This window comes from Maribacter sp. R77961 (genome assembly GCF_044594925.1).
In the GTDB taxonomy this organism is placed as follows: domain Bacteria; phylum Bacteroidota; class Bacteroidia; order Flavobacteriales; family Flavobacteriaceae; genus Maribacter.
The window spans coordinates 143,057-167,581 of the sequence record NZ_CP138991.1 but is presented as its reverse complement, the minus strand read 5'-3'; the positions used below and the strand labels follow the sequence as shown (position 1 = coordinate 167,581).

The 24,525-nt window shown below is 39.5% G+C and carries 22 protein-coding genes and 1 tRNA gene; 6 read left to right on the top strand and 17 right to left on the bottom strand.

Annotated features, from left to right (window positions below; translation table 11 throughout):
• Window positions 1-45 precede the first annotated feature (45 nt).
• Together rpe and SJY09_RS00715 are read left to right on the top strand one after the other, a co-directional pair.
• The gene (gene rpe / locus SJY09_RS00720; protein ID WP_396637064.1) at window positions 46-708 is read left to right on the top strand and encodes a ribulose-phosphate 3-epimerase; all 663 of its coding nucleotides are present in this window, start codon (window positions 46-48) and stop codon (window positions 706-708) included.
• A complete protein-coding gene (locus tag SJY09_RS00715) occupies window positions 705-1,670 on the top strand; it encodes a YpdA family putative bacillithiol disulfide reductase (protein ID WP_396637063.1) in 966 nt (321 codons plus the stop codon). Before rpe ends, SJY09_RS00715 begins: the two co-directional genes overlap by 4 nt.
• Window positions 1,671-1,676: 6 nt before the next feature.
• On the opposite strand, the gene SJY09_RS00710 is transcribed toward SJY09_RS00715, so the two are convergent.
• From SJY09_RS00710 to SJY09_RS00635, 16 genes are all read right to left on the bottom strand, one after another.
• The gene (locus SJY09_RS00710; RefSeq protein ID WP_396637062.1) at window positions 1,677-2,813 is read right to left on the bottom strand and encodes a glycerate kinase; all 1,137 of its coding nucleotides are present in this window, start codon (window positions 2,811-2,813) and stop codon (window positions 1,677-1,679) included.
• A gap of 310 nt (window positions 2,814-3,123) precedes the next feature.
• Window positions 3,124-3,197: transfer RNA gene (locus tag SJY09_RS00705), tRNA-Arg, on the bottom strand.
• Window positions 3,198-3,220: 23 nt separating this feature from the next.
• Window positions 3,221-3,667 (bottom strand): GatB/YqeY domain-containing protein, encoded by a 447-nt coding sequence (locus tag SJY09_RS00700; protein ID WP_396637061.1) that lies wholly within the window; start codon window positions 3,665-3,667, stop codon window positions 3,221-3,223.
• 88 nt (window positions 3,668-3,755) lie between these two features.
• Window positions 3,756-5,675 (bottom strand): cell division protein FtsZ, encoded by a 1,920-nt coding sequence (gene ftsZ / locus SJY09_RS00695; RefSeq protein WP_396637060.1) that lies wholly within the window; start codon window positions 5,673-5,675, stop codon window positions 3,756-3,758.
• A gap of 41 nt (window positions 5,676-5,716) precedes the next feature.
• Window positions 5,717-7,057: a cell division protein FtsA gene (ftsA, locus tag SJY09_RS00690; RefSeq protein ID WP_396637059.1), complete on the bottom strand. Its 1,341-nt coding sequence runs from the start codon at window positions 7,055-7,057 to the stop codon at window positions 5,717-5,719.
• A 5-nt stretch (window positions 7,058-7,062) separates the two neighbouring features.
• A complete protein-coding gene (locus tag SJY09_RS00685) occupies window positions 7,063-7,782 on the bottom strand; it encodes a cell division protein FtsQ/DivIB (RefSeq protein ID WP_396637058.1) in 720 nt (239 codons plus the stop codon).
• On the bottom strand, window positions 7,772-9,124 hold the full coding sequence (murC, locus tag SJY09_RS00680; RefSeq protein WP_396637057.1) for a UDP-N-acetylmuramate--L-alanine ligase: 1,353 nt from the start codon (window positions 9,122-9,124) through the stop codon (window positions 7,772-7,774). The genes SJY09_RS00685 and murC overlap by 11 nt, the downstream gene beginning before the upstream one ends.
• 4 nt (window positions 9,125-9,128) lie before the next feature.
• Window positions 9,129-10,217 (bottom strand): undecaprenyldiphospho-muramoylpentapeptide beta-N-acetylglucosaminyltransferase, encoded by a 1,089-nt coding sequence (gene murG / locus SJY09_RS00675; RefSeq protein WP_396637056.1) that lies wholly within the window; start codon window positions 10,215-10,217, stop codon window positions 9,129-9,131.
• Window positions 10,204-11,406 (bottom strand): FtsW/RodA/SpoVE family cell cycle protein, encoded by a 1,203-nt coding sequence (locus SJY09_RS00670; protein ID WP_396637055.1) that lies wholly within the window; start codon window positions 11,404-11,406, stop codon window positions 10,204-10,206. Before SJY09_RS00670 ends, murG begins: the two co-directional genes overlap by 14 nt.
• Entirely contained in the window at window positions 11,407-12,741 is a 1,335-nt protein-coding gene (gene murD, locus SJY09_RS00665) for a UDP-N-acetylmuramoyl-L-alanine--D-glutamate ligase (protein WP_396637054.1), read from the bottom strand.
• Window positions 12,742-13,962: a phospho-N-acetylmuramoyl-pentapeptide-transferase gene (gene mraY / locus SJY09_RS00660; RefSeq protein ID WP_396637053.1), complete on the bottom strand. Its 1,221-nt coding sequence runs from the start codon at window positions 13,960-13,962 to the stop codon at window positions 12,742-12,744.
• 3 nt (window positions 13,963-13,965) lie between these two features.
• Window positions 13,966-15,429: a UDP-N-acetylmuramoyl-L-alanyl-D-glutamate--2,6-diaminopimelate ligase gene (locus tag SJY09_RS00655; RefSeq protein WP_396637052.1), complete on the bottom strand. Its 1,464-nt coding sequence runs from the start codon at window positions 15,427-15,429 to the stop codon at window positions 13,966-13,968.
• Window positions 15,426-17,432, bottom strand: a complete 2,007-nt coding sequence (locus SJY09_RS00650) for a penicillin-binding protein (RefSeq protein WP_396637051.1) — start codon at window positions 17,430-17,432, stop codon at window positions 15,426-15,428. Before SJY09_RS00650 ends, SJY09_RS00655 begins: the two co-directional genes overlap by 4 nt.
• Before the next feature lie 2 nt (window positions 17,433-17,434).
• Window positions 17,435-17,764 (bottom strand): FtsL-like putative cell division protein, encoded by a 330-nt coding sequence (locus SJY09_RS00645; RefSeq protein ID WP_396637050.1) that lies wholly within the window; start codon window positions 17,762-17,764, stop codon window positions 17,435-17,437.
• 93 nt (window positions 17,765-17,857) lie between these two features.
• A complete protein-coding gene (gene rsmH, locus SJY09_RS00640) occupies window positions 17,858-18,772 on the bottom strand; it encodes a 16S rRNA (cytosine(1402)-N(4))-methyltransferase RsmH (protein WP_396637049.1) in 915 nt (304 codons plus the stop codon).
• On the bottom strand, window positions 18,741-19,214 hold the full coding sequence (locus SJY09_RS00635) for a division/cell wall cluster transcriptional repressor MraZ (protein WP_396637048.1): 474 nt from the start codon (window positions 19,212-19,214) through the stop codon (window positions 18,741-18,743). Before SJY09_RS00635 ends, rsmH begins: the two co-directional genes overlap by 32 nt.
• Window positions 19,215-19,474: 260 nt before the next feature.
• On the opposite strand from SJY09_RS00635, the gene SJY09_RS00630 reads away from it, so the two are divergent.
• Window positions 19,475-20,239, top strand: coding sequence for an alpha/beta fold hydrolase (locus SJY09_RS00630; RefSeq protein WP_396638576.1), 765 nt, complete (start codon window positions 19,475-19,477; stop codon window positions 20,237-20,239).
• Between the two features lie 11 nt (window positions 20,240-20,250).
• Window positions 20,251-20,871, top strand: coding sequence for a ribosome biogenesis GTP-binding protein YihA/YsxC (yihA, locus tag SJY09_RS00625; RefSeq protein WP_396637047.1), 621 nt, complete (start codon window positions 20,251-20,253; stop codon window positions 20,869-20,871).
• A gap of 18 nt (window positions 20,872-20,889) precedes the next feature.
• Here yihA and SJY09_RS00620 read toward each other — a convergent pair whose 3' ends face one another.
• Window positions 20,890-21,270: a GTPase gene (locus SJY09_RS00620; protein ID WP_396637046.1), complete on the bottom strand. Its 381-nt coding sequence runs from the start codon at window positions 21,268-21,270 to the stop codon at window positions 20,890-20,892.
• Between the two features lie 74 nt (window positions 21,271-21,344).
• Here SJY09_RS00620 and SJY09_RS00615 point away from each other — a divergent pair, with 74 nt between their 5' ends.
• Both SJY09_RS00615 and SJY09_RS00610 read left to right on the top strand, forming a co-directional pair.
• Complete coding sequence (locus tag SJY09_RS00615; RefSeq protein ID WP_396637045.1) at window positions 21,345-22,970, top strand: alkaline phosphatase D family protein; 1,626 nt, start codon at window positions 21,345-21,347, stop codon at window positions 22,968-22,970.
• A 238-nt stretch (window positions 22,971-23,208) separates the two neighbouring features.
• The gene (locus tag SJY09_RS00610) at window positions 23,209-24,222 is read left to right on the top strand and encodes a DUF6624 domain-containing protein (RefSeq protein ID WP_396637044.1); all 1,014 of its coding nucleotides are present in this window, start codon (window positions 23,209-23,211) and stop codon (window positions 24,220-24,222) included.
• The last annotated feature ends 303 nt before the right edge of the window (window positions 24,223-24,525 follow it).

The window sequence follows — 24,525 nt, the reverse complement described above, 5'->3', positions numbered from 1 at the left end:
TTACAGCCTTCAATTCCCTATTTTTGTAGGAAATAGTCTTAAATAATGAGTAAAATAAAAATTGCACCGTCTCTATTGGCGGCAGATTTTGGCAATTTACAACGCGATGTTGAAATGGTCAATAAAAGCGATGCGGATTGGCACCATATCGATGTTATGGATGGCGTATTCGTACCCAATATCTCGTATGGTATGCCCGTTGTAAAAGCGATAGCAAAGCATGCCACCAAACCGTTGGATGTGCACTTAATGATTGTAGACCCAGACCGCTATATTGAAACTTTTGCAGATTTGGGAGCTTCCATCCTCACAGTGCATTATGAGGCTTGCACCCATTTACATAGAACATTACAAGCTATAAAAGCTGCTCAAATGAAAGCGGGAGTAGCCCTTAATCCTCATACTCCTGTTCATCTTTTAGAAGATAGTATTCAAGATATCGACGTTGTTTGTATTATGAGTGTAAATCCTGGTTTTGGTGGTCAATCTTTCATAGAAAACACCTATCAGAAGGTACAAGCGTTAAAAGCGTTAATTAAAAAGAAAGGTACTGCCACTTTAATTGAGATTGATGGTGGTGTCACCTCTTCTAACGCTAAGGCCTTGACCAATGCAGGTGCCGATATACTTGTAGCAGGAAGCTTTGTATTTAAAAGCGATAATCCCACACAAACCATCAAAGAACTTAAGGAAATAACTGAACAATGAAACTTTTGGACTTAATTATAGTTGGTGGTGGGCCAATAGGTATTGCCTGCGGACTTGAAGCACAAAAAAAAGGACTCTCCTACGTAATTCTAGAAAAGGGACCTATTGTTAACTCACTATTTAATTACCCAAATAACATGCAATTTTTCTCTTCTTCGGAAAAATTAGAAATAGATAACATTCCGTTTATAAGCAAAGAAGCAAAACCAAAAAGAGACGAAGCCTTAGAATACTATAGAAGAATCGTTACCAATAACAAATTGAACATTAATTTATTCGAAAAGGTTACCACACTTAGTAAAGACGGTGACCATTTTGAGACAATCACCAATAAAAGTAATTACAGTAGTAAGAATGTTGTTCTTGCCACGGGTTTTTATGACATCCCCAACCTACTCAACATTCCTGGTGAAGACTTGCCCAAAGTAAGTCACTATTACAAGGACCCCCATTTCTACGCCGGACAAAAAGTTGCGGTTATCGGCGCAAGCAACTCGGCCATAGATGCTGCCTTGGAGTGCTGGAGAAAAGGAGCAGAGGTAAGTCTCATTATCCGTGGACCAGAAGTTGGTCAACGCGTTAAGTATTGGGTTCGCCCAGATATTATCAATAGAATTAAAGAAGGTAGTATCAAGGCTTATTACAATAGCACCGTAACCGAAATAACGCAGGATGAAATTTATTTAAATACGAGCGAGGGTAAGGTAGCACTACCCAACGACTTTGTACTTGCACTTACCGGGTATATGCCCAATTTTGAGTTTTTAGAACAGCTAGGTATTGAACTTTCTGAAGATGAAAGACGATTACCGAACTACAATCCTGAAACTATGGAAAGTAACATAGCAGGACTTTACCTAGCGGGTGTTATCTGTGGAGGTATGGAAACCCACAAGTGGTTTATAGAAAATTCTAGAATTCACGCAGGAATGATTGTACAGCATATTATCAATAAGCATTAAAAGATGTTAACGGCAATTAGCTTCTATCAGTTTAGCAAAGTTGTACGCAGCAGCAACCAAATTTTCTTTGCTTTTAGCTATAACCTGATCTAAATTAGACACATCCCTTAAGATAGCACACACGTAAGTCAAACCCATTTTTTCCTGATGCTCAGGCGATAATGCAACAGCACCACATAAAGCCGCTACGGGAATATGCCGTTTTTTAGCGGATTCAAGAACTCCGGCGATAGTCTTTCCAGAGAGTGTTTGGCTATCCAATCTACCCTCCCCGGTTATTATCCAATCTGCGTTTACTATTGCCGCATCAAAACCTGCAATCTCTTTAATTAAATCAATTCCGGAGTGGAGCGTCGCATTTAGAAAGACAATTGTACCACCACCTACACCACCAGCAGCACCAGAGCCAGAGATTTTTTGTATATCCATACCAAATTGCTGCTTTATAATCGTTGCGAAATGTTGGAGTCCTTTATCTAGGAATTCAACTTCTTCCCTACTTGCTCCTTTTTGAGGTCCATAAATGTATGCTGCCCCATTCGTGCCAAAGAAAGGGTTACGAACATCACAGGCCACTTTGATGTTTACTTCTGAAAGTCTAGGGTGAAGGTTGCTCTTTCGTATTTCATTAACCTTTATAAGCTGATCTCCAACGGGGCTCAGAATATTTTTATTGCTATCTAAAAACTCATACCCTAAAGCAACAGCAATACCCATACCGCCATCATTAGTAGCGCTACCCCCAATACCTAATATAATTTCCTTAGCGCCCCTATTTAAGGCATCTACTACAAGTTCACCCGTGCCTAAAGTAGTGGTGGACATACAATTGAGCTCATCCTTACGTAGTAATTTATATCCTGAAGCTTCTGACAGTTCTATAAAAGCCGTTCGTTTGTCCTTTGACAATAAATATTCTACTTCTCTTTTTCGGAATAACGGGTCGTTTACAAGGACTTTTATGGTATCCGCTTCTAAGTAATGTCGTACAACAGCCAAAGTGCCATCACCTCCATCGGCCAATGGTTTATACATAATTAAAGCTTCTGGAAAAACAGCCTGCATGCCTTCGCATACTGCTTCGCAGAATTCTAGCCCAGTCAAAGAGCCCTTATATTTATCGGGTGCAATTACAAACTTCATAAGCCCTTAAATTAGCTAAAAAGTTAGACTTTCGGAGTGTACCATATGATATACTAACTTTATTATATCCTTATAAAGATAAGCTCATAGGCTCTAGTCTTCCTGAAAATCAAAAAAGAAGTAGTTCTACGCCCTTCCTGACCTCGGAGGGATTGGCTGCGCCCCTCCCTTAAAGCTCCCCTTTGCAAATGGAAAACTACAGGCTATCGCCTTAGTTCTTTGTTTTGCTAAAAGATTTCAAATCTATCGCTTTCCATCTTTCCGCAAAACAAAGAACCACGTCTAAAAAGACGTGGTTTTCCGCTTGTAGTGACCCCGGAGGGATTCAAACCCCCAACCCTCAGAGCCGAAATCTGATGCGCTATTCAGTTGCGCCACGAGGCCATTATTTTAAAGTAAGTACTGGCTTACGAAGATAATTTATTCTTTACAATTGTGGATATTGTTTTCCCATCTGCTTGCCCTGCAAGTTCCTTGGAAACCATTCCCATAACCCTACCCATGTCTTTCATGCCGGAAGCGCCAGTAGCATCTATTGTTTGCACTACTACTTTTTCTATTTCTTCTTCCGTAAGTTGTTCGGGTAAGAACTGCTCTATAACAGCCACCTGAGCCAATTCCGGTTCTGCCAAATCATTTCTTCCCTGCTCTGTAAAAATAGCAGCACTATCCTTTCTTTGCTTTACCAGTTTCTGAACCAACTTTACTTCATCGTCTTCCGACAAATCACCATCACCACTTGTCTGTGCCAATAATAGCGCTGATTTAATTGCCCTTAATGATTCTAAAGCCACGGTATCCTTAGCTTTCATGGCTGTTTTCATTTGCTCCATTACTTTTTGTTGTAGTCCCATGGTATTTTTTTTAGCGGCACGAAGATAAAAAAATAAACCCGAAAACATCTTTTGTTTTCGGGTTTAAACTTGTTCAATAAGGGATTGCTTAATCTACATTGTCATGCAAAAAAGAATTATTAGACCTTAACTGAATTTCGTCATTACTGTCATCGCTTAAACTTGTTCTAGAAATTTTATTCTCCCTAGGGTTATCATTTAAATTTACACCCTGTCTTTTGTAGGCAGGCTCCTTCTCAATTTCATCGATATTGCTAAGACTGTTCTTAAACTTGTAATTAAAATCTTTTAATTTTCTCCTACGCTCGTCCGCTCTTTCTTTTAAAAGCTCCTCAATGGGTGTTTCCATTGGGTCTACTTCTCTATTCGTCGTGTCTATGCTAGCACTATTATCTGCGACGGTTTTCTTTTCAAAAACCAACTCGTCTTCAATAATTTTTGGTTCAAACTCCTCTGCTTTAGACTTAGCGCCTGTCAGTTGATTCTCCAATTGCATATAATCATCAAGACTATAGCGTGTTTCTCCAGTCTTGTTGTATTCCAAAACTGGTATAATTTCAACACTATCCTTTACGTCCATGTCCTTTACATCGTCATCTAAGCTGAACGTGATAACGTTTTCCTTCTCCTCTTCATCCTTTAAAGGCAAATCAAAACTCATCGCGAACTGATCATCCTCCTCTTCAACTTTTAATATTTCAGGTTCTACTACTTCTATATTCCGAAGTGCATCGGAAGATTCAATGATAATAAAGTCGTCCTCGGAAACATTCTCTGCAACCACTTCTTCATAAAAAACATTGAAATTCTTTATGTAGCTTGTTGTAGGTATTAAATCGAAATCCCCATCGTCCAAAAGCTCATATCGCGTTTCCGGAGCTGGTGCCGCTTTTTCCTCTTCATCCTCAACTACCAAGGTATGTACCGTAGTATTATTAGACAATAATTCTTTCTCCGCACGCTGACTATCTTCAAGCGTGTGGATAATTTTTTTTGTCTCCGTATTTACGATATCATCCTGTTGCTCAATATTGAAACCCGTAGCAATAACGGTTACAGCAATTGCTTCTCCCAAAGTTTCGTCCTCACCTACACCCATAATGATATTGGCCCCGTAACCAGCTTCTACTTGAATATGGTCATTTATTTCCCCTATCTCGTCTATGGTAATTTCCTGAGCACCGGAAACGATAAGTAACAGTACATTTTTGGCGCCTTGGATTTTATTATCATTCAATAATGGAGAATCCAAAGCCTTCATAATAGCTTCGTTGGCCCTTGATGAACCCGAAGCTATCGCAGAGCCCATTATGGCCGTACCACTGTTCGATAGCACCGTTTTAGCATCACGTAAATCTATATTCTGTGTATAGTGATGCGTAATCACCTCTGCAATACCACGAGCTGCCGTAGCCAATACTTCATCAGCTTTTGAAAACCCTGCCTTAAAGCCCAAGTTTCCATAAACTTCCCTTAATTTGTTATTATTGATAACGATCAACGAATCTACATTTCTCCTCAGCTTCTCAATACCCAATTGGGCTTGATCACATCTCATTTTTCCCTCAAACTGAAATGGCATGGTAACGATACCCACAGTTAAGACATCCATTTCCTTAGCAAATTTGGCTATTACGGGAGCAGCACCAGTTCCTGTTCCCCCACCCATACCAGCGGTAATGAATATCATCTTTGTAGTGTTATCAAGCATCTGCTTAATATCATCCATACTTTCCATAGCAGCTTCCTCTCCTACTTCAGGGTTGGCACCAGCTCCCAATCCTTCTGTTAAAGAAACTCCCAACTGAATTTTATTAGGAACAGGACTATTGTCCAATGCCTGTGAATCTGTATTGCAGATTACAAAATCAACGCCATTAATCCCGGCTTGGAACATGTGGTTTATAGCATTGCTACCACCACCACCTACACCAATGACCTTTATAACGTTGCTTTGATTCTTTGGAAGATCAAAAGAGATATTATCAAATTCGCTGTTCTTACTCATATTAATTTTATTACTGGTTATTGTATTCGTTGTATGCTTTATTATTCTGCGTTGTCCAAAAACTCCTTTAATTTTTCGGACCACTTGTCAAAAACTGACTTTCTTTCTCTTTTTCCACCATTATTGGAAATGTTAGCGTCTTCATTTTCTGCATAGACCAATTCTCCTTCTTCCGTTTCTATGTTATCACCGTTCATGGCGCCTTGCGCTGGCACTTTCGAATCGTTCTTTATCGCATTCATCAATAATCCTACAGCAGTTGCATATAATGGGCTGGCAACTTCCTCATCAGAATCGCCCGCCAAATGCTCATTAGGATATCCTATTCTGGTATCCATACCTGTGATATATTCCACCAACTGCTTTAAGTGCTTTAATTGACTTCCTCCACCGGTTAAAACGATTCCCGCAATCAGTTTTTTCTTTTGTTCGTCGTGACCATAATTCTTTATCTCCACATACACCTGCTCTACAATCTCCACTACTCTTGCATGGATGATTTTAGATAAATTTTTCAATGTTATTTCCTTTGGTTCCCTACCTCTTAGTCCCGGGATAGAAACAATTTCATTATCCTTGTTTTCACCAGGCCAGGCGGAACCAAATTTCATCTTCAACAGTTCTGCTTGCTTCTCTATAATAGAGCATCCTTCTTTTATATCTTCGGTGATAACACCGCCACCAAAAGGAATTACAGCCGTATGCCTGATAATACCATCTTTAAAAATGGCTAAATCTGTAGTACCACCTCCTATATCTATTAACGCAACACCGGCTTCTTTCTCTTCTTGACTTAACACAGCATCAGAAGATGCTAAAGGTTCTAGGGTAATATTTCCTAAATCCAAGCCGGCACTCTTAATACAGCGCCCTACGTTTTTAATGGAAGTCACTTGCCCCACAACTACATGGAAGTTGGCCTCTAAACGACCTCCATACATACCAATCGGTTGCTTAATCTCCGCCTGCCCATCTACTTTATATTCTTGTGGCAAAACATGGATAATCTCTTCTCCCGGAAGCATAATCAACTTATAGACCTGATTACAAAGGGTATCTAAATCTTCATCATTAATAACCTCTTCAGAATTCCTTCTTGTTATATAATCGCTATGCTGTAAACTTCGTATGTGCTGTCCTGCAATACCCACCACTACGGAACCGATTTTAAGACCAGAATTACTCTCTGCCTCTTCAACTGCCTGCTGTATTGATTGGATGGTCTGCGTAATATTATTTACAACCCCTCTGTGAACACCTAAACTTTTGGATTTTCCAATACCCAAAATTTCAATCTTCCCGTACTCGTTTTCCTTACCAATTATGGCCACGATTTTCGTTGTTCCTATGTCTAGACCTACTGAATACTTAGTTTGTTCCATTTCTGTTATATTTTAGTGCACACCACTTGGTTATTGAATTCTAAACTGACGACCGCAAAATTTTTCAACGTTTTATCCTTGTTCGCTTTTGTATAAAAAGCTTTGAAATTGCTGAACTTTTCCTCTAGATTATCAATACCCCCTAAATTCACCACAAAGCGGTTCAGCCTAAATTTTAATTGATAGTCATCCTCTGCTGCTACATGAATACCAATTATATTTTTCCGTAAAAAATCGTCCTTATTTATAAATTCCAAAATCTCGTACACATCTTTAAGGCTTTCCCCCGTTACATTACCTGTAATTATGGGCACCCTAGCTGAATAATTATTAGAAAACGGCATGCGTTTTCCTTCGTCATCCAAATAGAATTTTGAATTCCCTTCTATGCGTCCGATTGGTTTACGTTGAACAATTTTAGACGTAAGCTCACCATCTATAGTAAGATAGACTTGGGCACTTTTCACCATTTCATTGGTCGCAATGACCTTCTCTACAGTATTCAAAACTAATTTTTCTTTGGGCACATTTTCGAGCCGTCCGTATTTTTGTATTAACAATTTATTAACCGTCCCTTCTGTGAGGTATAAATTTTGGTCCCCAACGAATTCTACCTTTATTTTCGCAATATTCTTCTTATTGCTTCTTTGGTTGGAAAATGCGTAAAGCCCCATTACCACAAGTACGAGGACAACAAACTTTAAAATATTCCAATTAATACGCATAAGACAGTTCCTTTTTAATTTTATTTACTTCTAACCCTATATCTCCTGCTCCCATGGTCACCAGGACATCAGGTTTTTGAGCTTTTATTTCTGATATAATTTGTTCTTTTTGAATTATTTTTTTAGAGGGATTTAATATCTTGCCCAACAACCAATCTGAAGTTATTCCAGGGATAGCTTTTTCTCTCGCCGGATAAATTTCTAGCAAGCAAATACTATCAAATCTGGAAAGACTTAGCGCAAAATCATTTCCAAAATCCTTGGTTCTTGAAAATAGATGTGGCTGAAAGATTGCTAATACTTTTTTCTCGGGATGCATCTCTGCAATAGCCTCAAAAACAGCATTTATCTCTGTGGGATGATGCGCATAATCATCAATAAATACAAATTCCTCGTTTTTAATTTTGTACGAAAATCTTCTTTCCACTCCCTTGAAAGTAGCTAAAGCCCCGGCTAGTCGATGCGGTGGGGAACCTGCCTCTATCGCCATAGCAAAAGCAACTAAACCATTAAGCAAATTATGCCTTCCCGGTTTATTGAACTTCACCCCCTTTAAAACTGAAAACGGAGTGCCCAAATCAAATACGTAGGTACCTTGTTCTATTTTTATATTTCGGATGCAATAATCCGAATCATCTTCAATACCGTAGGTTATCCCTTCTAGAGGCAAACCACTCTTTACAAACAACTTTCCATTGGGTTTTAGTCGCTTCGTAAAATCCAAAAACGATTTTTCTAATTCACCCGAATCTCCGTAAATATCCAAATGGTCAGCATCCATGGAGGTTACACAAGCAACATTTGGCGTTAACCTTAAGAAGGAACGATCAAACTCATCTGCTTCTACTACCGAATACTCGGTGCCCTCTAATAAAAAGTTACTATTAAAATCCTCCGAAATACCACCTAAAAAGGCGGTCAACGAAGTTCCTGTTTCTTTTAACAAATGCGCAAGAATACTGGAAGTGGTTGTTTTACCATGTGTACCAGCAACCGCAAAGCAAAAAGAGTCCTTGGTAATTAAGCCTAAAACTTCGGACCGCTTTTTTACTTGAAAATTATGGTTTATGAAATATTGATATTCCGAGTTGGTTTCACCAACGGCGGGAGTGTAAACGACTAAAGTATTTTCTACATTCTTAAATACCGATGGAATAAACGACTCATTATCTTGGTAATGTATCGCAATAGTATTTTCAGAAAGTGCTCTTGTTAAAGGGGTTTCTGTTTTATCGTATCCTGCAACATTCTTATTGATAAATTTAAAATATCGCGCAAGCGCAGACATACCAATACCACCTATTCCGATGAAGTACACGTTATGTATGTCTTTTAAATTCATTTTATCAGTTCAATAATTTTTCTATTTCATCACATATTTCAATCGTAGCATTTGGTAACGCCAAGGCTTTACTATTCTTAGCTAGTTCTTTCTGCTTGTCCTCCGAATTAAAAACTAAACCGAACTCCTTTTCAAAATCCCGGTCCAAATCCTCTTCCTTAATCATAATGGCGGCATTTTCTTTCACCAAAGCCAAAGCATTTTTAGTTTGATGATCTTCCGCCACCGTTGGTGAAGGAATGAAAATTGTTGGCTTACCTACTAAACACAGTTCCGAAACCGCGCCGGCTCCTGATCTAGAAATAATAAAATCAGCAGCAGCATATGCCTTGTCCATCTGATTTAAAAAGGTGTACACCTTAACATCTTCAGAACTATACTTTTTATATTCGTCTATATATCCCTTTCCACATTGCCATAATACCTGAATTCCTAGTTTCTTAAAATAACCAAGCTTTTCTTCTATTAAAGCATTCACTCGTCTAGCGCCCAGACTTCCCCCTAAAACCAGTACCGTTTTTTTGCTATTATCCATTTCATAAAAGGCAATGGCGTCTTCTTTAGTAACATTTAGCGTTACCAAATCCTCTCGTACGGGGTTACCAGTTTTAATTATTTTATCTTTTGGAAAGAACCTTTCCATGCCGTCATAAGCAACACAAATCTTGGCAACTTTATCCTTTAATAATTTATTAGTTATCCCGGCATAGGAATTCTGTTCTTGTAATACGCATGGTATTCCTCTTCCCGATGCAACTTTTAACAGAGGTCCGCTAGCAAATCCGCCAGTACCCACTACCACATCTGGCTTAAACCTTGTTACTATGTTGCCTGCTTTGATCAAACTACTTATCAATTTTATCGGAAACATCAAATTCTTTAGGGTTAGTTTCCTTTGCAACCCCGTAATCCATAATCCCTCAATCTCGTACCCCGCTTGAGGCACTTTTTCCATCTCCATCCTGTCCTTAGCTCCTACGAACAAGAAATCCGCCTTTGGATATCTTTTCTTTAGCTCATTGGCGATTGCAATTGCGGGATATATATGTCCGCCTGTTCCCCCTCCGGAAATGATGAATCTATAATTGGCCACTTAAAACTTCTAAGGGGTTACTCTCATCAATGTCCGGTTGTCTCTTCGTATCCTGAACTATACTCTTATTACTTGCACTAAGTATTATTCCTATAGCCAAACAGGTCATCCAGCTAGAGGTACCGCCACTACTTATCAATGGTAAATTCTGCCCCGTAACCGGAAATAATTCTACTGCAACAGCCATATTTATCAAAGCCTGAAAAACGATAGGCAAACCAACTCCTAAAACCAAGAGTTTGCTAAATATGGTACCCGCTCCATTCGCAACGACCACAATTCTAAATAGTAAGAACAAGTAAAAGAACATTAAGGCAAATCCACCCACCAAACCGTACTCTTCTATAATAATTGCATATATAAAATCCGAAGAGCTTTGGGGTAAAAAGTTCTTTTGTACGCTTTTTCCAGCGCCTTTACCTACGATACCACCTGTGGCTATTGCTATTTTTGCTTTTTCAATTTGATAGTTGGCTTGTACATCATCCGGATTGGAGAAACTATCTATTCTGCTCATCCAAGTGTCCACTCTATTCGGAAATAAATCTGGTGCAGCTTTAGCCGTAAGAATGAATAACGTTAAACAGAGAAGACCAGTGCCCACTATTCCCAATAGATACTTTATAGGGTATCCGCCTAAAAAGCACAACATTAAAACCATGGAGAATATAATCCCGGCCGTTGAAAAATTGGCTGGTAAAATTAATAGCACGACCAAGAACACCGGAACCCATAACGGCAGAATACTTTCCGTAAAGCTTATCTTAATATCCCTGATTTTGGACAGATAGCGTGCAACGTAAATCATTACCACGACCGCTGCCAAATTGGAAGGCTGAAAGCCAAAACCAACAAAAGGAATTCTGATCCAGCGACTGGCATTAGCACCACCGATAGAGGTACCTTGGGCCAAAACAAACACCAAAAGCACCAATACAATGGGCAGCGCGATCAAAGATAAACCCTTAAAAAAATGCGTAGGAACTTTATGTATACCGTAAATAATTCCAAAACCCAAAAACAGCAATAGGGCGTGTTTTACCAAATGACCTACTGTGGTACCATTACCGACCACATATACCAAATTACTACTAGCGCTATAAACGGGTAGAAACGAGAACAAGGCCAAAAGTGCCGCAACGGCCCAAATAGCTTTATCTCCATTAATATTTTTAAATAGATTTAGCACCTATAGATTTTTTATACAATTCTTAAACTGATTTCCCCTGTCCTCGTAATTCTCAAATAAATCAAAACTGGCACATGCCGGAGAGAGTAAAACACTATCACCTCTTTCAGCAATTTTGTACGCAACTTTTACCGCCTCTTCCATTGCATAGGTCTCCACAACCAGATCAACTACATTGTTAAAAGTCTCCTTTATCTTTTCGTTATCCATACCCAAACAGATAATTGCCTTGACTTTTTCTCGTACAAGCGGCATCAACTCCTTATACTCATTGCCTTTGTCTACACCCCCTACAATCCAAACTGTAGGTGTTTTCATGCTATCTAGCGCGTAATACGTGGCATTCACATTAGTAGCCTTGGAATCATTGATGTACTGCACATGATGAATTTTAAGCACCTTCTCCAGTCTATGCGGCGCTCCCTGAAAATTAGAGATACATTCCCGTATGGTTTCCTTACGAATCCCGACCAATTTGGCAATTGTAGCTGCCGCCATGGAGTTTTTTAAATTGTGCTGTCCTTCCAGTGCTAATGCGTCTGTCATAATCGTTATAGTGTCAGTATCTGTTGTTATTCTTATCTGTTCGTTTTCTAAAAATGCGCCCTCTTCCAATGATTCCTCAAGAGAAAAAGGAATTAGTTTTGATTTGATCGGGTTGTTGTTCAACCAGTTTACGATTACCTCGTCATCCGCGTCATAAATGAGATAATCGTCCTTTGTTTGATTTTTGGCTATCCTGAATTTAGAGGCGATATAATTTTCAAACTTATATTCATACCGGTCTAAATGGTCTGGCGTTATATTGGTTATTACTGCAATATGTGGTCTAAAGGCTACTACACCGTCTAGTTGAAAACTGCTTATTTCCAGTACGTAATAATCAAAGTCATTTTCCGCCACCATCTTTGCATAACTATCACCGATGTTTCCTGCCATGCCCACATGTAAATCCCCACCTTTTAAAAGATGGTTGGTTAACATGGTTGTGGTGGTTTTGCCATTACTTCCTGTAATTCCAATAATTTTCGCATCGGTATAATGTGTTGCAAACTCTATCTCGGAAATAACCGGAATACGATTTTGCGCCAATTCTATTACTAAGGGCGCACTATCTGGGATACCTGGACTTTTCATGACTACATCTGCCTTTAGAATAAGCGCCTCGCTATGCTGCTCTTCTTCCCAATCAATTTCAAAATGTTCAAGAACGTTTTTATATTTCGCCTTAATTTTTCCTTTATCGGAAACAAAAACCTTAAAACCTTTTTTCTTACCTAAAATCGCCGTACCAACACCACTTTCTCCACCACCAAGAATCACCAAAAATTTCATTTAGCGCACTTTTAGAGTCACAATGGTAACAATGGCCAACATAATTCCCACAATCCAAAATCGGGTTACAATTTTACTCTCATGATATCCTTTCTTTTGATAGTGATGGTGTAATGGAGACATTAAAAAAATTCTTTTACCCTCACCCAATTTCTTCTTGGTATACTTAAAATAGCCTACCTGAAGCATTACCGATAGCGACTCTGCAAAGAAAATTCCGCATAATAATGGAATCAGTAGCTCCTTACGCACGATAATGGCAATGACAGCGATAACTCCACCAATAGTAAGACTCCCTGTATCCCCCATAAATACTTGAGCAGGAAAAGTGTTATACCAAAGAAATCCGACCAATGCCCCTACGAATGCGGTTATAAATATTAATAGCTCTCCTACCCTAGGGATATACATAATATCCAGATAATCGGAAAAAATAATATTACCCGATACGAGTGCAAACACACCCAGTGTAAATACAATAATCGCCGAAGTACCGGCAGCTAAACCATCAATACCATCGGTAAGGTTTGCCCCATTTGAAACCGCAGTCACTATTAATATGATAATTGGAATAAAAACCAGCCAAGCATAATCCTTTGCCCCATCGCCGGCCCATCCAATAAAATTAGTATAGTCGAACTCGTTGTTCTTAAAGAAAGGCACTGTTGTCATGGTAGATTTCACTTCTTCACCTCTCACTTCCTCTACGGTGTATTGTGCCGTAATCATAGTTTTACTGTGCTCTCTCATGGTTACCTCGGGATGAAAATATAGTACCGCACCTACGATTAAACCAAGCACCAACTGACCCAGCACTTTAAACCTGCCTTTTAAACCCTCTTTGTTTTTCTTAAAAACTTTAATGTAATCATCTATAAACCCAATAACTCCCATCCATAACATGGTAAAAATCAAAAGAATGATATAGATATTTTCGAGCCTAGCGAATAACAAGACCGGTATCAACGTAGCCATAATGATAATGACACCGCCCATAGTTGGGGTACCCGCTTTTTGCTGTTGCCCTTCTAACCCTAAGTCCCTTATGGTCTCCCCTACTTGTTTTCGCTGTAAAAAAAGAATAATACGCTTACCAAAGGCCGTAGCGATAATTAGTGAAAACAATATGGCCATTGCCGCACGAAACGTACTGAACTGAAAGAGGCTAGCCCCAGGCAGTTGGTATTGTTTTTCTAAATATTCGAACAAATAGGTTAACATATATTATTTCTCTAGGCTTTTTAGAACTTCTTTTACCATTTTAAAATCATCAAAATCTATACGCTCGCCGTTGGTCTCCTGATAGGTTTCATGCCCTTTGCCAGCAACAAGGATAATATCATTATCCACAGCAAGCTGGCAAGCGGTTTTTATGGCCTGCTCCCTATTCTCTATGGAAAGTATTTTTTTAGTGTTCTGTGGCTCCACTCCCGCCTCCATCTCCGAAATAATCGCTTGCGGAGACTCGGTTCTTGGATTATCTGACGTAAAGATGATTTTATTGCTCATCTCGGAAGCGATATTGCCCATTACCGGACGCTTAGATCTGTCTCTGTCGCCACCACACCCCACAACGGTGATGACGTTTTCATTTCCAGTCCTCAATGTGTTGATTGTATCAAGCACATTTTTTAAAGCATCCGGCGTATGGGCATAATCAACTATAGCCGTAATTTTATTTTTTGATATATAATATTGAAAGCGTCCGTCTACATTGTCCAACTCACTTAACAAGCGTAGTGTTTCCAACTTTTCCAGACCCAATAAATCCGCCGTGGCATAAATCGCCAAAATATTATAAGCGTTAAAATGACCAATGAGTTTGGTCCAAAGTTCATTATCATTAACCTTTAGCAACTGCCCATCAAACTGATTCTCTAAAATTTGAGCTCTGTAGTCCGCGTAATTCTTTAAAGCGTAGGTCTGTTTTTTGGCCTGTGTATTCTGTAGCATCACCAAACCATTTTTATCGTCAATATTGGTTAAGGCAAATGCTTTCTTAGGCAGGTTATCAAAGAGTAATTTCTTCGTATCCCTATACTCTGCAAAAGTTTTATGATAATCTAAATGGTCGTGGGATAGATTCGTGAAAATAGCACCCTCAAAAACCAGACCTTCGGTTCTTTTCTGATGGATTCCGTGGGAACTCACCTCCATAAAACAAAACTCCACCCCCGCGTTGTTCATGAGATGAAGATGATGGTTTATCGTCAATGCATCCGGAGTTGTATGACTTGTGTTATACTCGGTATCGTCTACCATTATTTTTATGGTGGATAGCAACCCCACCTTGTACCCTGCTTTTTTAAATAATTGATACAACAAGCTGGTAACTGTTGTTTTACCGTTGGTACCGGTAACCCCTATTAACTTTAAGTTTTTAGAAGGATTATCGTAGTAATTGGAAGCCATAATGGCCAAAGCCTTGTTCCCGTTATCTACTTCCACATAGGTTACTTCATTGACCAAATCATCAGGGAGCGATTCACAGATAATAGCTTTAGCCCCTAAATCTATCGCTTTTCTAATATACTTGTGCCCATCAGTTATGGTTCCTTTAATAGCTACAAAGACATCATCCATTTGAACCTTGCGCGAATCAAAACAGACGGCATTGACACTACAATTAGTAGTGCCACTGACCGCTGTAAGGCTAACTCCAAATAATATGTCTTTTAGTAACTTCATGAAAGTTGCAACACAATTTTTTTAACTTTTTTAATATCCGTTCCCTTAGAAATAGATTGATGCCGCACTATTCCATTACCAATGACCTCTACTTTAATACCCAGGTTTTCTAGTATAGAAACTGCATCCATACCGCACATTCCTTTTAGATTGGGCATTTCATTATATTCCTTTTGAACGTTAGCGTAGTAGCTTTGATATGCTTTATCCAAGTTTACATCCAAGGCTCCCTTAACATCAACCTCATCAATTAGCGGGGATGTTGCATACACCTTCTGCGCTACAGATTTAAAGACGGGACCCGAAACATCCGCCCCATAATATCCTACGCTTTTATCTGGCTTATGTATTACTACAATGCAGGAGTACTTTGGATTATCCGCAGGGAAGTATCCTGCAAAAGAGGAGATATACTCGTATTTATCTTTGTCCTTTGACACATAATTTGTCTGCGTAGTTCCTGTTTTACCTGCCATAGAGAAATTGGAGGAGTACATTCCATGGCCCGTACCGTGTTCCTTAGCCACTACATTTTTTAGAATTTGCTGTACTTTACGCACTGTTTCCTGTGAGCAGATAGCCGGATTCAATACCTCCTTATCAAACTTCTCAATAGTCTTGTTCCATTCTTTTACCTCTTTAAGAAGTCTAGGCTTTATAAGCTCTCCATTATTGGCAATGGCATTGTAAAAAGCCAAGGTTTGCAATGGCGTTAAGGACACTTCATAACCGTAGGCCATTTGTGCCAGGGATAGACCGGACCACCCTTTATCCCCTGGATAGCGCAACACTGGAGTACCCTCTCCCTTTACGGGAAGTCCCAATTCCTTATGAATTCCCATACTCATTAACCTATTCACATATTTTTCCGGGTCTTCTTTATATCCATTATGAATCATTTTAGCGAACGCCACATTAGAGGAAACTTCAAATGCTTCGGCAATAGAAAGTTTTCCATGACCTCCACGCTTCGTATCCCTTACCCGATGTCTGTAAATTTTCCAAGACCCTTTTTCAGTATTTATAACCGTACTGGTATCCACCACCTTATCCTCTAGTGCGGCTACCAAATTCATTAATTTAAATGTAGAACCGGGCTCGTGAGACTCTCCAATAGCATAGTTTAAACGCTCGTAATATTTACCCTCTTTTGTCTGACCTAAATTAGAAATTGCTTTTACCTCACCGGTTTGGGTTTCCATTACTATAACCGTTCCGTGGTCCGCTTTGTACTTTTCCAATTGCCCCAACAAGGCATGGTGCGCTATATCTTGGATATTAATATCAATGGTAGAATAGACATCATAACCGTCTTTTGGCTCTATAATATTATCCGTACCTGTTGGTTTCCATTGATTTTTAGCAATCTTCTGCTTCCATCTTTTACCGGCAACACCGCTTAGGTATTCACTAAAAGCACCTTCCATACCCACACGGGTGCGATACCCATTTTCGTCTACACGCTCATAACCAACACTACGCTCCGCGATTTTACCTAACGGATGCTCTCTTTTGGATTTTTGCTCAATAATGAGTCCGCCTTTAAAAGCTCCTTTATTAAATAGTGGAAAGCTCTTAACCGCCATATATTCCGAATAATCCAAATTTCTAGCGATAAGCGCATACCTGTTTTTATTATGCTTGGCCTTACGTAGCACCTGCTGATAATGTGAAGATGTTTTTCCGAAAAGCTTCCCCAATTCATCGGAGAGAGGCTTTACATGCTCCTTAAAATCTTCATCACTTACCGTAACGGCGTCAAAACGTATGGTGTATTTAGAAACGGAGGTTGCCAAAAGACTACCATCATCCGAATATAGATTACCGCGATTAGGCGCTATCGTAAATAGCTTGGTAGTTCTGGTTTCCGCAAGCGCTATATATTTTTGACCATCTACAACTTGTATGGATACCAATTTAAACAGCACAGCAGCAGCGAAGAGCACAAGCCCTCCTGCCACAAAATACAACCTGGTTAATATGCTTTTATCCGTTGCTGGCATTTTTATTCCGAATCCTTTAATGATTTGACCCTAATTTTTTGTGGCGGTGTTTCCGAAGGAAACAAACCTTTATCGGCTACCGTACTGGTAATGGTCGACTCTAACTTCAATTGCTGTAAATCCGAACGTGCATCTACAAATTCGTTTTTCAATTCCTTTACCTCCTCATTCAATGCCGCAATTCGGTGTACCTTCTTATCCGCACTATGCGAGCTGCTGATCATTACCGCTGCCAAAAAAGAAGCGAAAATGATAAACAGCCAATTCTTAGGAGCATCTCCGCTTACTAAAAACTTACCCTTTAAAATGTCCAGTATTCCTTTCTTAACCATTTGTACTATTCTTTTCTTACTGTGTTCGCTAAAAGTTTTATTCTTTCTATTCTTTTACAAGCCTATTGCCCGTCACTTTCAGGAGAAGCAGTTTTAAATTCGCTCCGCTATTCTGAGCTTTGCACTTCTTGCCCTGTTGTTATTTTTTATTTCTTCTTTTGACGGAACGATCAATGGACCCACTTTCTTTAAGGGAACATCTATGTTTCCATAAAAATCCTTCTCCGGCTCCCCTTCAAACTGTCCCGCTCTAATAAATCGTTTTACCAAACGGTCTTCTAAAGAGTGATAACTTATGACGCTTAATCTTCCTCCTTTTTCCAAAAGACCGGGAACTTGATTCAAAAACTCTTTAATGACCGCTATTTCCTGATTCACCTCAATACGTATCGCTTGATAGATTTGAGCCAAAATCTTATGCTTTTTGTGTTCTGGTAAAAATGATTTAAGCACCGTTTTTAACTCCTCTGTCGTATTGATTTCTGCGAACGACCTGCTGTCTATAATTACTTTCGCCATGGCGTTTGCATTACGCAAATCCCCGTATGTGAACAACACATCACGTAAATTATCATAGCTATAGGAGTTGACCACATCATGAGCGGACAACTTGTTGCGTTTGCTCATACGCATATCCAACTCCGCATTAAAACGTGTTGAAAATCCACGTTCCGCCTTATCAAACTGATGGGACGAAACTCCAAAATCTGCCAAGATTCCGTCTACTTTCCGAATGCCATAGAACTTTAAAAATTGAGTGATGTACCTGAAATTCTCACCAATCAAAACAAATCTTTTATCACCTAAACTATTAGACTGCGCGTCTTCATCTTGGTCAAAAGCGAACAACCTTCCTTCTTCGCCCAATCTTTTCAATATCTCTTTGGAATGACCGCCACCACCAAAAGTCACATCAACATACACCCCGTTTTCCTTTATCTCCAGACCATCCACAGACTGCTTTAGCAGTACCGCATTATGATACATCACCTCCGGGTTTTTCAGCATATTTTACGTCATATGCCAATTGCTCCCTATCATCCGCCGTAGAATCTACCTCCCCATCATAGGTTGCCTTATCCCATATTTCCAAATGATTATCCATGGGCGAAAGCGTCACCTCTTTCTTAATATCCACCAAACCAATGACATCCTTTGGTATCAACAACCTTCCGGTGGCATCAATCTCCACTTTGCGTAAACCCGCAGTGAATTTTCTTTTAAAATCCCTATCCTTTCTACTATCCCCTAAACGTTCGTTGAGTTTTTTCACCTCAGCTTTCCAAACTTCGGCCGGATAAAATTCCAGACATTCATCGTAGTAAGATTTCTTAATAAAGAAGCCATCATTAAGCATAGGCGCCATCTGATTCCTTAAGGAAACAGGTAACATTACCCTTCCTTTAGCATCGGCTTTGCAGTTGAAAACGCCTGAAAAATAGATTTCCAAAATTGTTGGTCTTTATTATATAACTCAAATATATAAATATTATTACCACATTTTACCACAAAAAGCCACTTTGTTAATAAAATAAGCATTTTTTGATAAATTTCAGACCCGAACTCATTAATTGCACCATAAAATACCCCACTCCACTTAAATCCTAACTTATACGTCCATGAAGAAAAAGCTTTGTTTTAGAAGATAAAGCCCTATTATTGTATTGTATTGAAATGCCTATATTTGCGCAAATAGCAGTACCATTCTGGATGGAAGACGAAATTATTAAGGACGGAAAGTTCAGGTATATTGAGAAGGGCGAAGGAACCCCGATCATTATCCTACATGGTTTAATGGGCGGGTTGAGTAATTTTCACGGTGTTACCGACTATTTCCCCAAAAAAGGCTATAAAGTATTGGTTCCCGAACTACCCATCTACGATATGCCGATGATCAAGACGAACGTAAAAAACTTTGCGAAATATCTTGAGCGGTTCATAGAGTACAAAGGATTAAAGGACGTTATACTTCTAGGTAACTCTCTCGGCGGACATATTGGACTCTTGCATACCAAACTATTCCCAGAAATGGTAAAAGCTTTGGTCATCACAGGAAGTTCCGGACTTTACGAAAGTGCCATGGGAGATGGTTATCCTAAACGAGGTGACTACGAATTCATAAAGAAGAAAGCACAGGATGTTTTTTACGACCCGGCCGTTGCTACGAAGGAAATTGTGGACGAGGTATTCGAAACTGTCAACGACCGCATGAAACTGGTAAAAACATTGGCTATCGCGAAAAGTGCCATACGGCATAATATGAGCAAGGATTTGCCAAATATGCAAACACCCACCTGTATTATTTGGGGAGAAAACGATGCTGTTACGCCACCAAAAGTGGCAAAAGAGTTTCATGAGCTACTACCGGACTCCGAACTTTACTGGATAAAGGAATGTGGCCACGCACCCATGATGGAGCACCCTATCGAATTCAATACCATTCTGGACGCTTGGCTAGAAAAAAGAAAATTCTAAAACTGTCTTAGATGAAAATAAAGTCGGCAGACTTTGTCATGAGCAACAGCGATGTTGCCAAATGCCCCAACGAGCCTATCCCGGAATACGCTTTCATTGGACGGTCTAACGTGGGAAAATCTTCTTTGATAAACATGCTCACCGAGAAAAAAAGTTTAGCGAAGACCTCTGGCAGACCGGGCAAGACCCAGCTTATAAATCATTTTAAAATTAATGGCAATTGGTTTTTGGTAGATTTACCCGGTTATGGTTATGCAAAGGTATCCAGACGGGATAAGAATATCTTTCAAAAATACATCACCAATTACTTTTTACAACGCCAACAATTGGTATGCTCTTTTGTATTGATAGACATTCGTCATGAGCCGCAAAAAGTGGATATGGAGTTTATGCAATGGATGGGCGAACACGCCATCCCCTTCGCCATTATTTTCACCAAAGCCGATAAGCTGAAACCACAGGTCATCCAAAAACAAGTGGACAACTACATCCAAGAATTACTTACCGGGGTATGGGAAGAGGCGCCACAATACTTTATCACCTCTTCTAGCAAGCATATAGGCCGCGATGAAGTCCTTGGCTATATCGATGCCATTAACCTGGAATTTTTTGAGGCTACCAAAAAGAAATAGCCCCTCTTTTTCTTTTACTTAGAGTCGCTCTTCCAATACCGCAATCAGTGCCGCTGCATCCTCCAATTGATTTAACTCCTCCGTTCGTACAAAAATTTCCAGGTCTGTATTCGTTTCCGATAACACAATAGGAAATGTAAACTTGTACCCAAATTTAGAGCGGTATGCCTTTGCGAACTCGTCTTTATGCAAAAATTCCATTTCTAACGTTTCCGCTTGTTTTTTCCTAAACTTCTTCCAAACCGTATGCTCCGTGAAGGCCCCGAAAGTAATATCACAAAGGCTACAGGCATAGGTAGACGGACTTAAAATTTTATGTGCACCATCTATGAGTAAATTCCGAAGACCGGAATCCGCATTATAGACGAAGATTAGTTTTTGAGGTGTATCTTTTTTCATAACAGCTTCCTAAAATAGTATATTTAAGGGAGTCATTGGTCCTATCGGGACACGAATACTAACAAAACCTTCCCATGAAAAAGATTGTCCTGCTTGTTGTCCTTTGCCTAAGCTTCCTCTGCTGTACCGAAAAAAAGAAAGAACGCGTACCGCCCGTAACGGCGCCTTTTTCCGATGTGGATACCTTGGCCATAAACGACTGGTGGAACAGGCCGGACAATCCTATCATCAATTTAAAAATAGGTCGTGATAGTGTTATCGCCTTTGGTATGTATACCGTTTCCAATACTACCCTAAAATTGAGCGCACAGTGCTATCCGCTCTACCCCGAAGAAACAAGAACCGTACGTCTAGAAATTCAGAAAAATGGTACTTGGACGGAAATACAGTCCCAACAAGTGAACGACCTAGGATGGTCCGCTCTTTTTCGTGTAACGGATTGGGACAGCTCCCATGACTACAGCTACCGACTGCGCCACGGCGACACCGCGTTTTACAAGGGCACTATTCGTAAAAACCCACTGAACAAAACGGAGATTAGCTTGGCGGCACTTTCTTGTAACAGTAATCAAGATAGAGGCATGCGCGAGAATTATGTTCGTAATATAAATCACCAAGACCCCGACCTTATCTTCTTTGCAGGAGACCAATCGTACGACCATACGGAACATACCGCGGCTTGGTTAAAATTTGGTCTGCAATTCCGGGAAACCTTTCGCCATAGACCGTGTATCACCATTCCGGACGACCATGATATAGGACAGGGGAATCTTTGGGGCGAGAACGGCAAAGTTTCGTTTACCAAAGGTAGTCCAGACGGCGGATACCGCTATCATCCGGAATATGTAAAAATGGTAGAACGCTGCCAAACGGCGCATCTCCCCGACCCTTTTGACCCTACTCCTATTGAACAAGGTATCGGTGTTTACTACACCAACCTCCTATGGGGCGGAGTGGACTTTGCCATTATAGAAGACCGAAAGTTTAAATCCGGTCCTGAGGGTAAAATACCGCAACAAGGCCCACGCCCAGACCATATCCGAAATACGGAGTATGACCCTGCATCGATTGACCTGCCCAATCTAAAACTTTTGGGCGACCGGCAGTTGCACTTCTTAAAAACCTGGGGACAAAAAAATACCAATGCCACAAAAGTGGTGCTTTCCCAAACCGGTTTTTGTGGCGGGGTGCATATTCACGGCACTATGGACAATCGCCTCCATGCCGATTTGGACAGCAACGGATGGCCACAAACAGGACGCAAAAAAGCACTGGAGCTCATACAAAAAGCGAACGCCGTACATATTGCGGGCGACCAGCATTTGGCCACGGTAATTAAACAGGGTATTAACGAATTTGGCGATGGCCCATGGGCCTTTGTGGTCCCAGCTATTGTTAACGATTACTATAGCCGTTGGTGGTGGCCCGAAGATGAAAAGGCAGGGAAAAACCCAAATACAACTACTAGCTTACCTTGGACAGGAGATTATTTAGATGGTTTCCAAAACAAAATTTCGATGATGGCTTATGTAAACCCGGAAAGCCCATCTCATGGTAGTGGCTATGGATTGATACGTTTTAACACTAAAAACCAAAACGTAACTTTTGAATGTTGGCCAAGAAATGCAGATGTTACGCAACCCGATGCGGAACAATTTGAGGGTTGGCCCATAACCATTGCCACTGAGTATGCGCATTAGAGGCAGAATCGGTTATAAAGTTGGATATTTTTTGTAATTATAGAAATAAAACATACAGTCATTTTATATAATTAGTACTCTAAAAGTACGTATAAATATATATAAAACAGATGTACGTTCATCTTGTATTAAACTATTATTTACGGCAAAAAGGTTAAATTTTGTACCTTGTGGGAAATAAACGTTTATACAGACATATAAACGTGTTGGCATTCATTATAAACAAACCTAGAAACCTATGAAAAATATTTTAATTTTAGTACTACTAATAATATTCTCTTCTTGTAAAAACGGAAAAAACAAAGAAGAAAATATTGTAGAAAAAGTGCCGACTACAGAAGAGAGAGCAAAATATGCTGAACTGAAAAGCGAAGCGTGGAATCTCTATGAAAATGAGGATTATTTGAAATCTGCCAAAAAATATTCAGAAGCATTTACATCTCTCGGAAATAAAGGAAATACAAATGACAGATATAACGCTGCTTGTTCTTGGGCTTTAGCAAATCAAATCGATTCGTCATTTGTACAATTGTTCAGAATAGCAGAAAAAGGAAATTATAGTAATTATGGACATATCACAACAGATAGTGATTTGACTACACTACATTCTGATAAAAGATGGAATGAAGTACTAGATTTAATAAAAGAGAATAAAGAAAAAGCAGAAGCCAATTTGGATAAACCTTTAGTTGCGATACTTGATACTATACACCAAGAAGACCAAGGTTTAAGAAGACAAATTAGCGAAGTTGAGAAAAAATTTGGAAGAGATTCAGAAGAAATGAAAGCTCATTGGAGAACTATAAACGAAAAAGACTCAATAAATCTAATCAAAATTCAAAAAATATTGGATGAAAAAGGTTGGCTTGGACAGGATGTAATTGGAGGTCAAGGAAATTCGACTTTATTTTTGGTAATTCAACATTCACCACTTGAAATACAACAAAAGTACTTGCCAATGATGAGAGATGCAGTTAAAAAAAATAATGCTCGTTCAAGTAGTTTAGCGTTATTGGAAGACAGAGTAGCTTTAAGGACTGGTAAAAGACAAATTTATGGCAGTCAAATTGGTAGAAATCAAGAAACAGGAGAATTTTATGTTTCGCCAATTGAAGACCCAGAAAATGTTGATAAAAGACGTGCGGATGTTGGATTAGGAACAATTCAGGAATACATTAATAATTGGAATATTACTTGGGATGTAGAAAAGCACAAAGAGATAACTGAAAAATTAGAGGCTGAAAAAAAATAACGAAATGCCAACAATGTATATAAAAAATAGCGCAAGTCGTTGCTAACACAAAGGTTTGGGTATTTTTGGAAAGTCGCCAAATTTTTAAATTTGACAAATTCCCAATAATAAAATAATTAGTAAAATTTAAAAATTCGGCTTGTGTTTAATCCGAAAATTATCGCTTATTTTCAGCGCTACTTTTCATATACGAGACGTTGCTGTGCAATAACTTCTCTTGGGAAAGGTCATTGTTCTTTTGCTAAGGTCTTTTTAAGGAGAAGGTAAAAAAGGATGTTGGACCCTGGAGTTCCAGGGGATCAA

Coding starts and splice junctions, on each gene's coding strand:
- rpe (WP_396637064.1), top strand. CDS start 46: ATGAGTAAAATAAAAATTGCACCGTCTCTATTGGCGGCAGATTTTGGC.
- SJY09_RS00715 (WP_396637063.1), top strand. CDS start 705: ATGAAACTTTTGGACTTAATTATAGTTGGTGGTGGGCCAATAGGTATT.
- SJY09_RS00710 (WP_396637062.1), bottom strand. CDS start 2,813: ATGAAGTTTGTAATTGCACCCGATAAATATAAGGGCTCTTTGACTGGG.
- SJY09_RS00700 (WP_396637061.1), bottom strand. CDS start 3,667: ATGGGACTACAACAAAAAGTAATGGAGCAAATGAAAACAGCCATGAAA.
- ftsZ (WP_396637060.1), bottom strand. CDS start 5,675: ATGAGTAAGAACAGCGAATTTGATAATATCTCTTTTGATCTTCCAAAG.
- ftsA (WP_396637059.1), bottom strand. CDS start 7,057: ATGGAACAAACTAAGTATTCAGTAGGTCTAGACATAGGAACAACGAAA.
- SJY09_RS00685 (WP_396637058.1), bottom strand. CDS start 7,782: ATGCGTATTAATTGGAATATTTTAAAGTTTGTTGTCCTCGTACTTGTG.
- murC (WP_396637057.1), bottom strand. CDS start 9,124: ATGAATTTAAAAGACATACATAACGTGTACTTCATCGGAATAGGTGGT.
- murD (WP_396637054.1), bottom strand. CDS start 12,741: ATGAAATTTTTGGTGATTCTTGGTGGTGGAGAAAGTGGTGTTGGTACG.
- mraY (WP_396637053.1), bottom strand. CDS start 13,962: ATGTTAACCTATTTGTTCGAATATTTAGAAAAACAATACCAACTGCCT.
- SJY09_RS00655 (WP_396637052.1), bottom strand. CDS start 15,429: ATGAAGTTACTAAAAGACATATTATTTGGAGTTAGCCTTACAGCGGTC.
- SJY09_RS00650 (WP_396637051.1), bottom strand. CDS start 17,432: ATGCCAGCAACGGATAAAAGCATATTAACCAGGTTGTATTTTGTGGCA.
- SJY09_RS00645 (WP_396637050.1), bottom strand. CDS start 17,764: ATGGTTAAGAAAGGAATACTGGACATTTTAAAGGGTAAGTTTTTAGTA.
- rsmH (WP_396637049.1), bottom strand. CDS start 18,772: ATGCTGAAAAACCCGGAGGTGATGTATCATAATGCGGTACTGCTAAAG.
- SJY09_RS00630 (WP_396638576.1), top strand. CDS start 19,475: ATGGAAGACGAAATTATTAAGGACGGAAAGTTCAGGTATATTGAGAAG.
- yihA (WP_396637047.1), top strand. CDS start 20,251: ATGAAAATAAAGTCGGCAGACTTTGTCATGAGCAACAGCGATGTTGCC.
- SJY09_RS00620 (WP_396637046.1), bottom strand. CDS start 21,270: ATGAAAAAAGATACACCTCAAAAACTAATCTTCGTCTATAATGCGGAT.
- SJY09_RS00615 (WP_396637045.1), top strand. CDS start 21,345: ATGAAAAAGATTGTCCTGCTTGTTGTCCTTTGCCTAAGCTTCCTCTGC.
- SJY09_RS00610 (WP_396637044.1), top strand. CDS start 23,209: ATGAAAAATATTTTAATTTTAGTACTACTAATAATATTCTCTTCTTGT.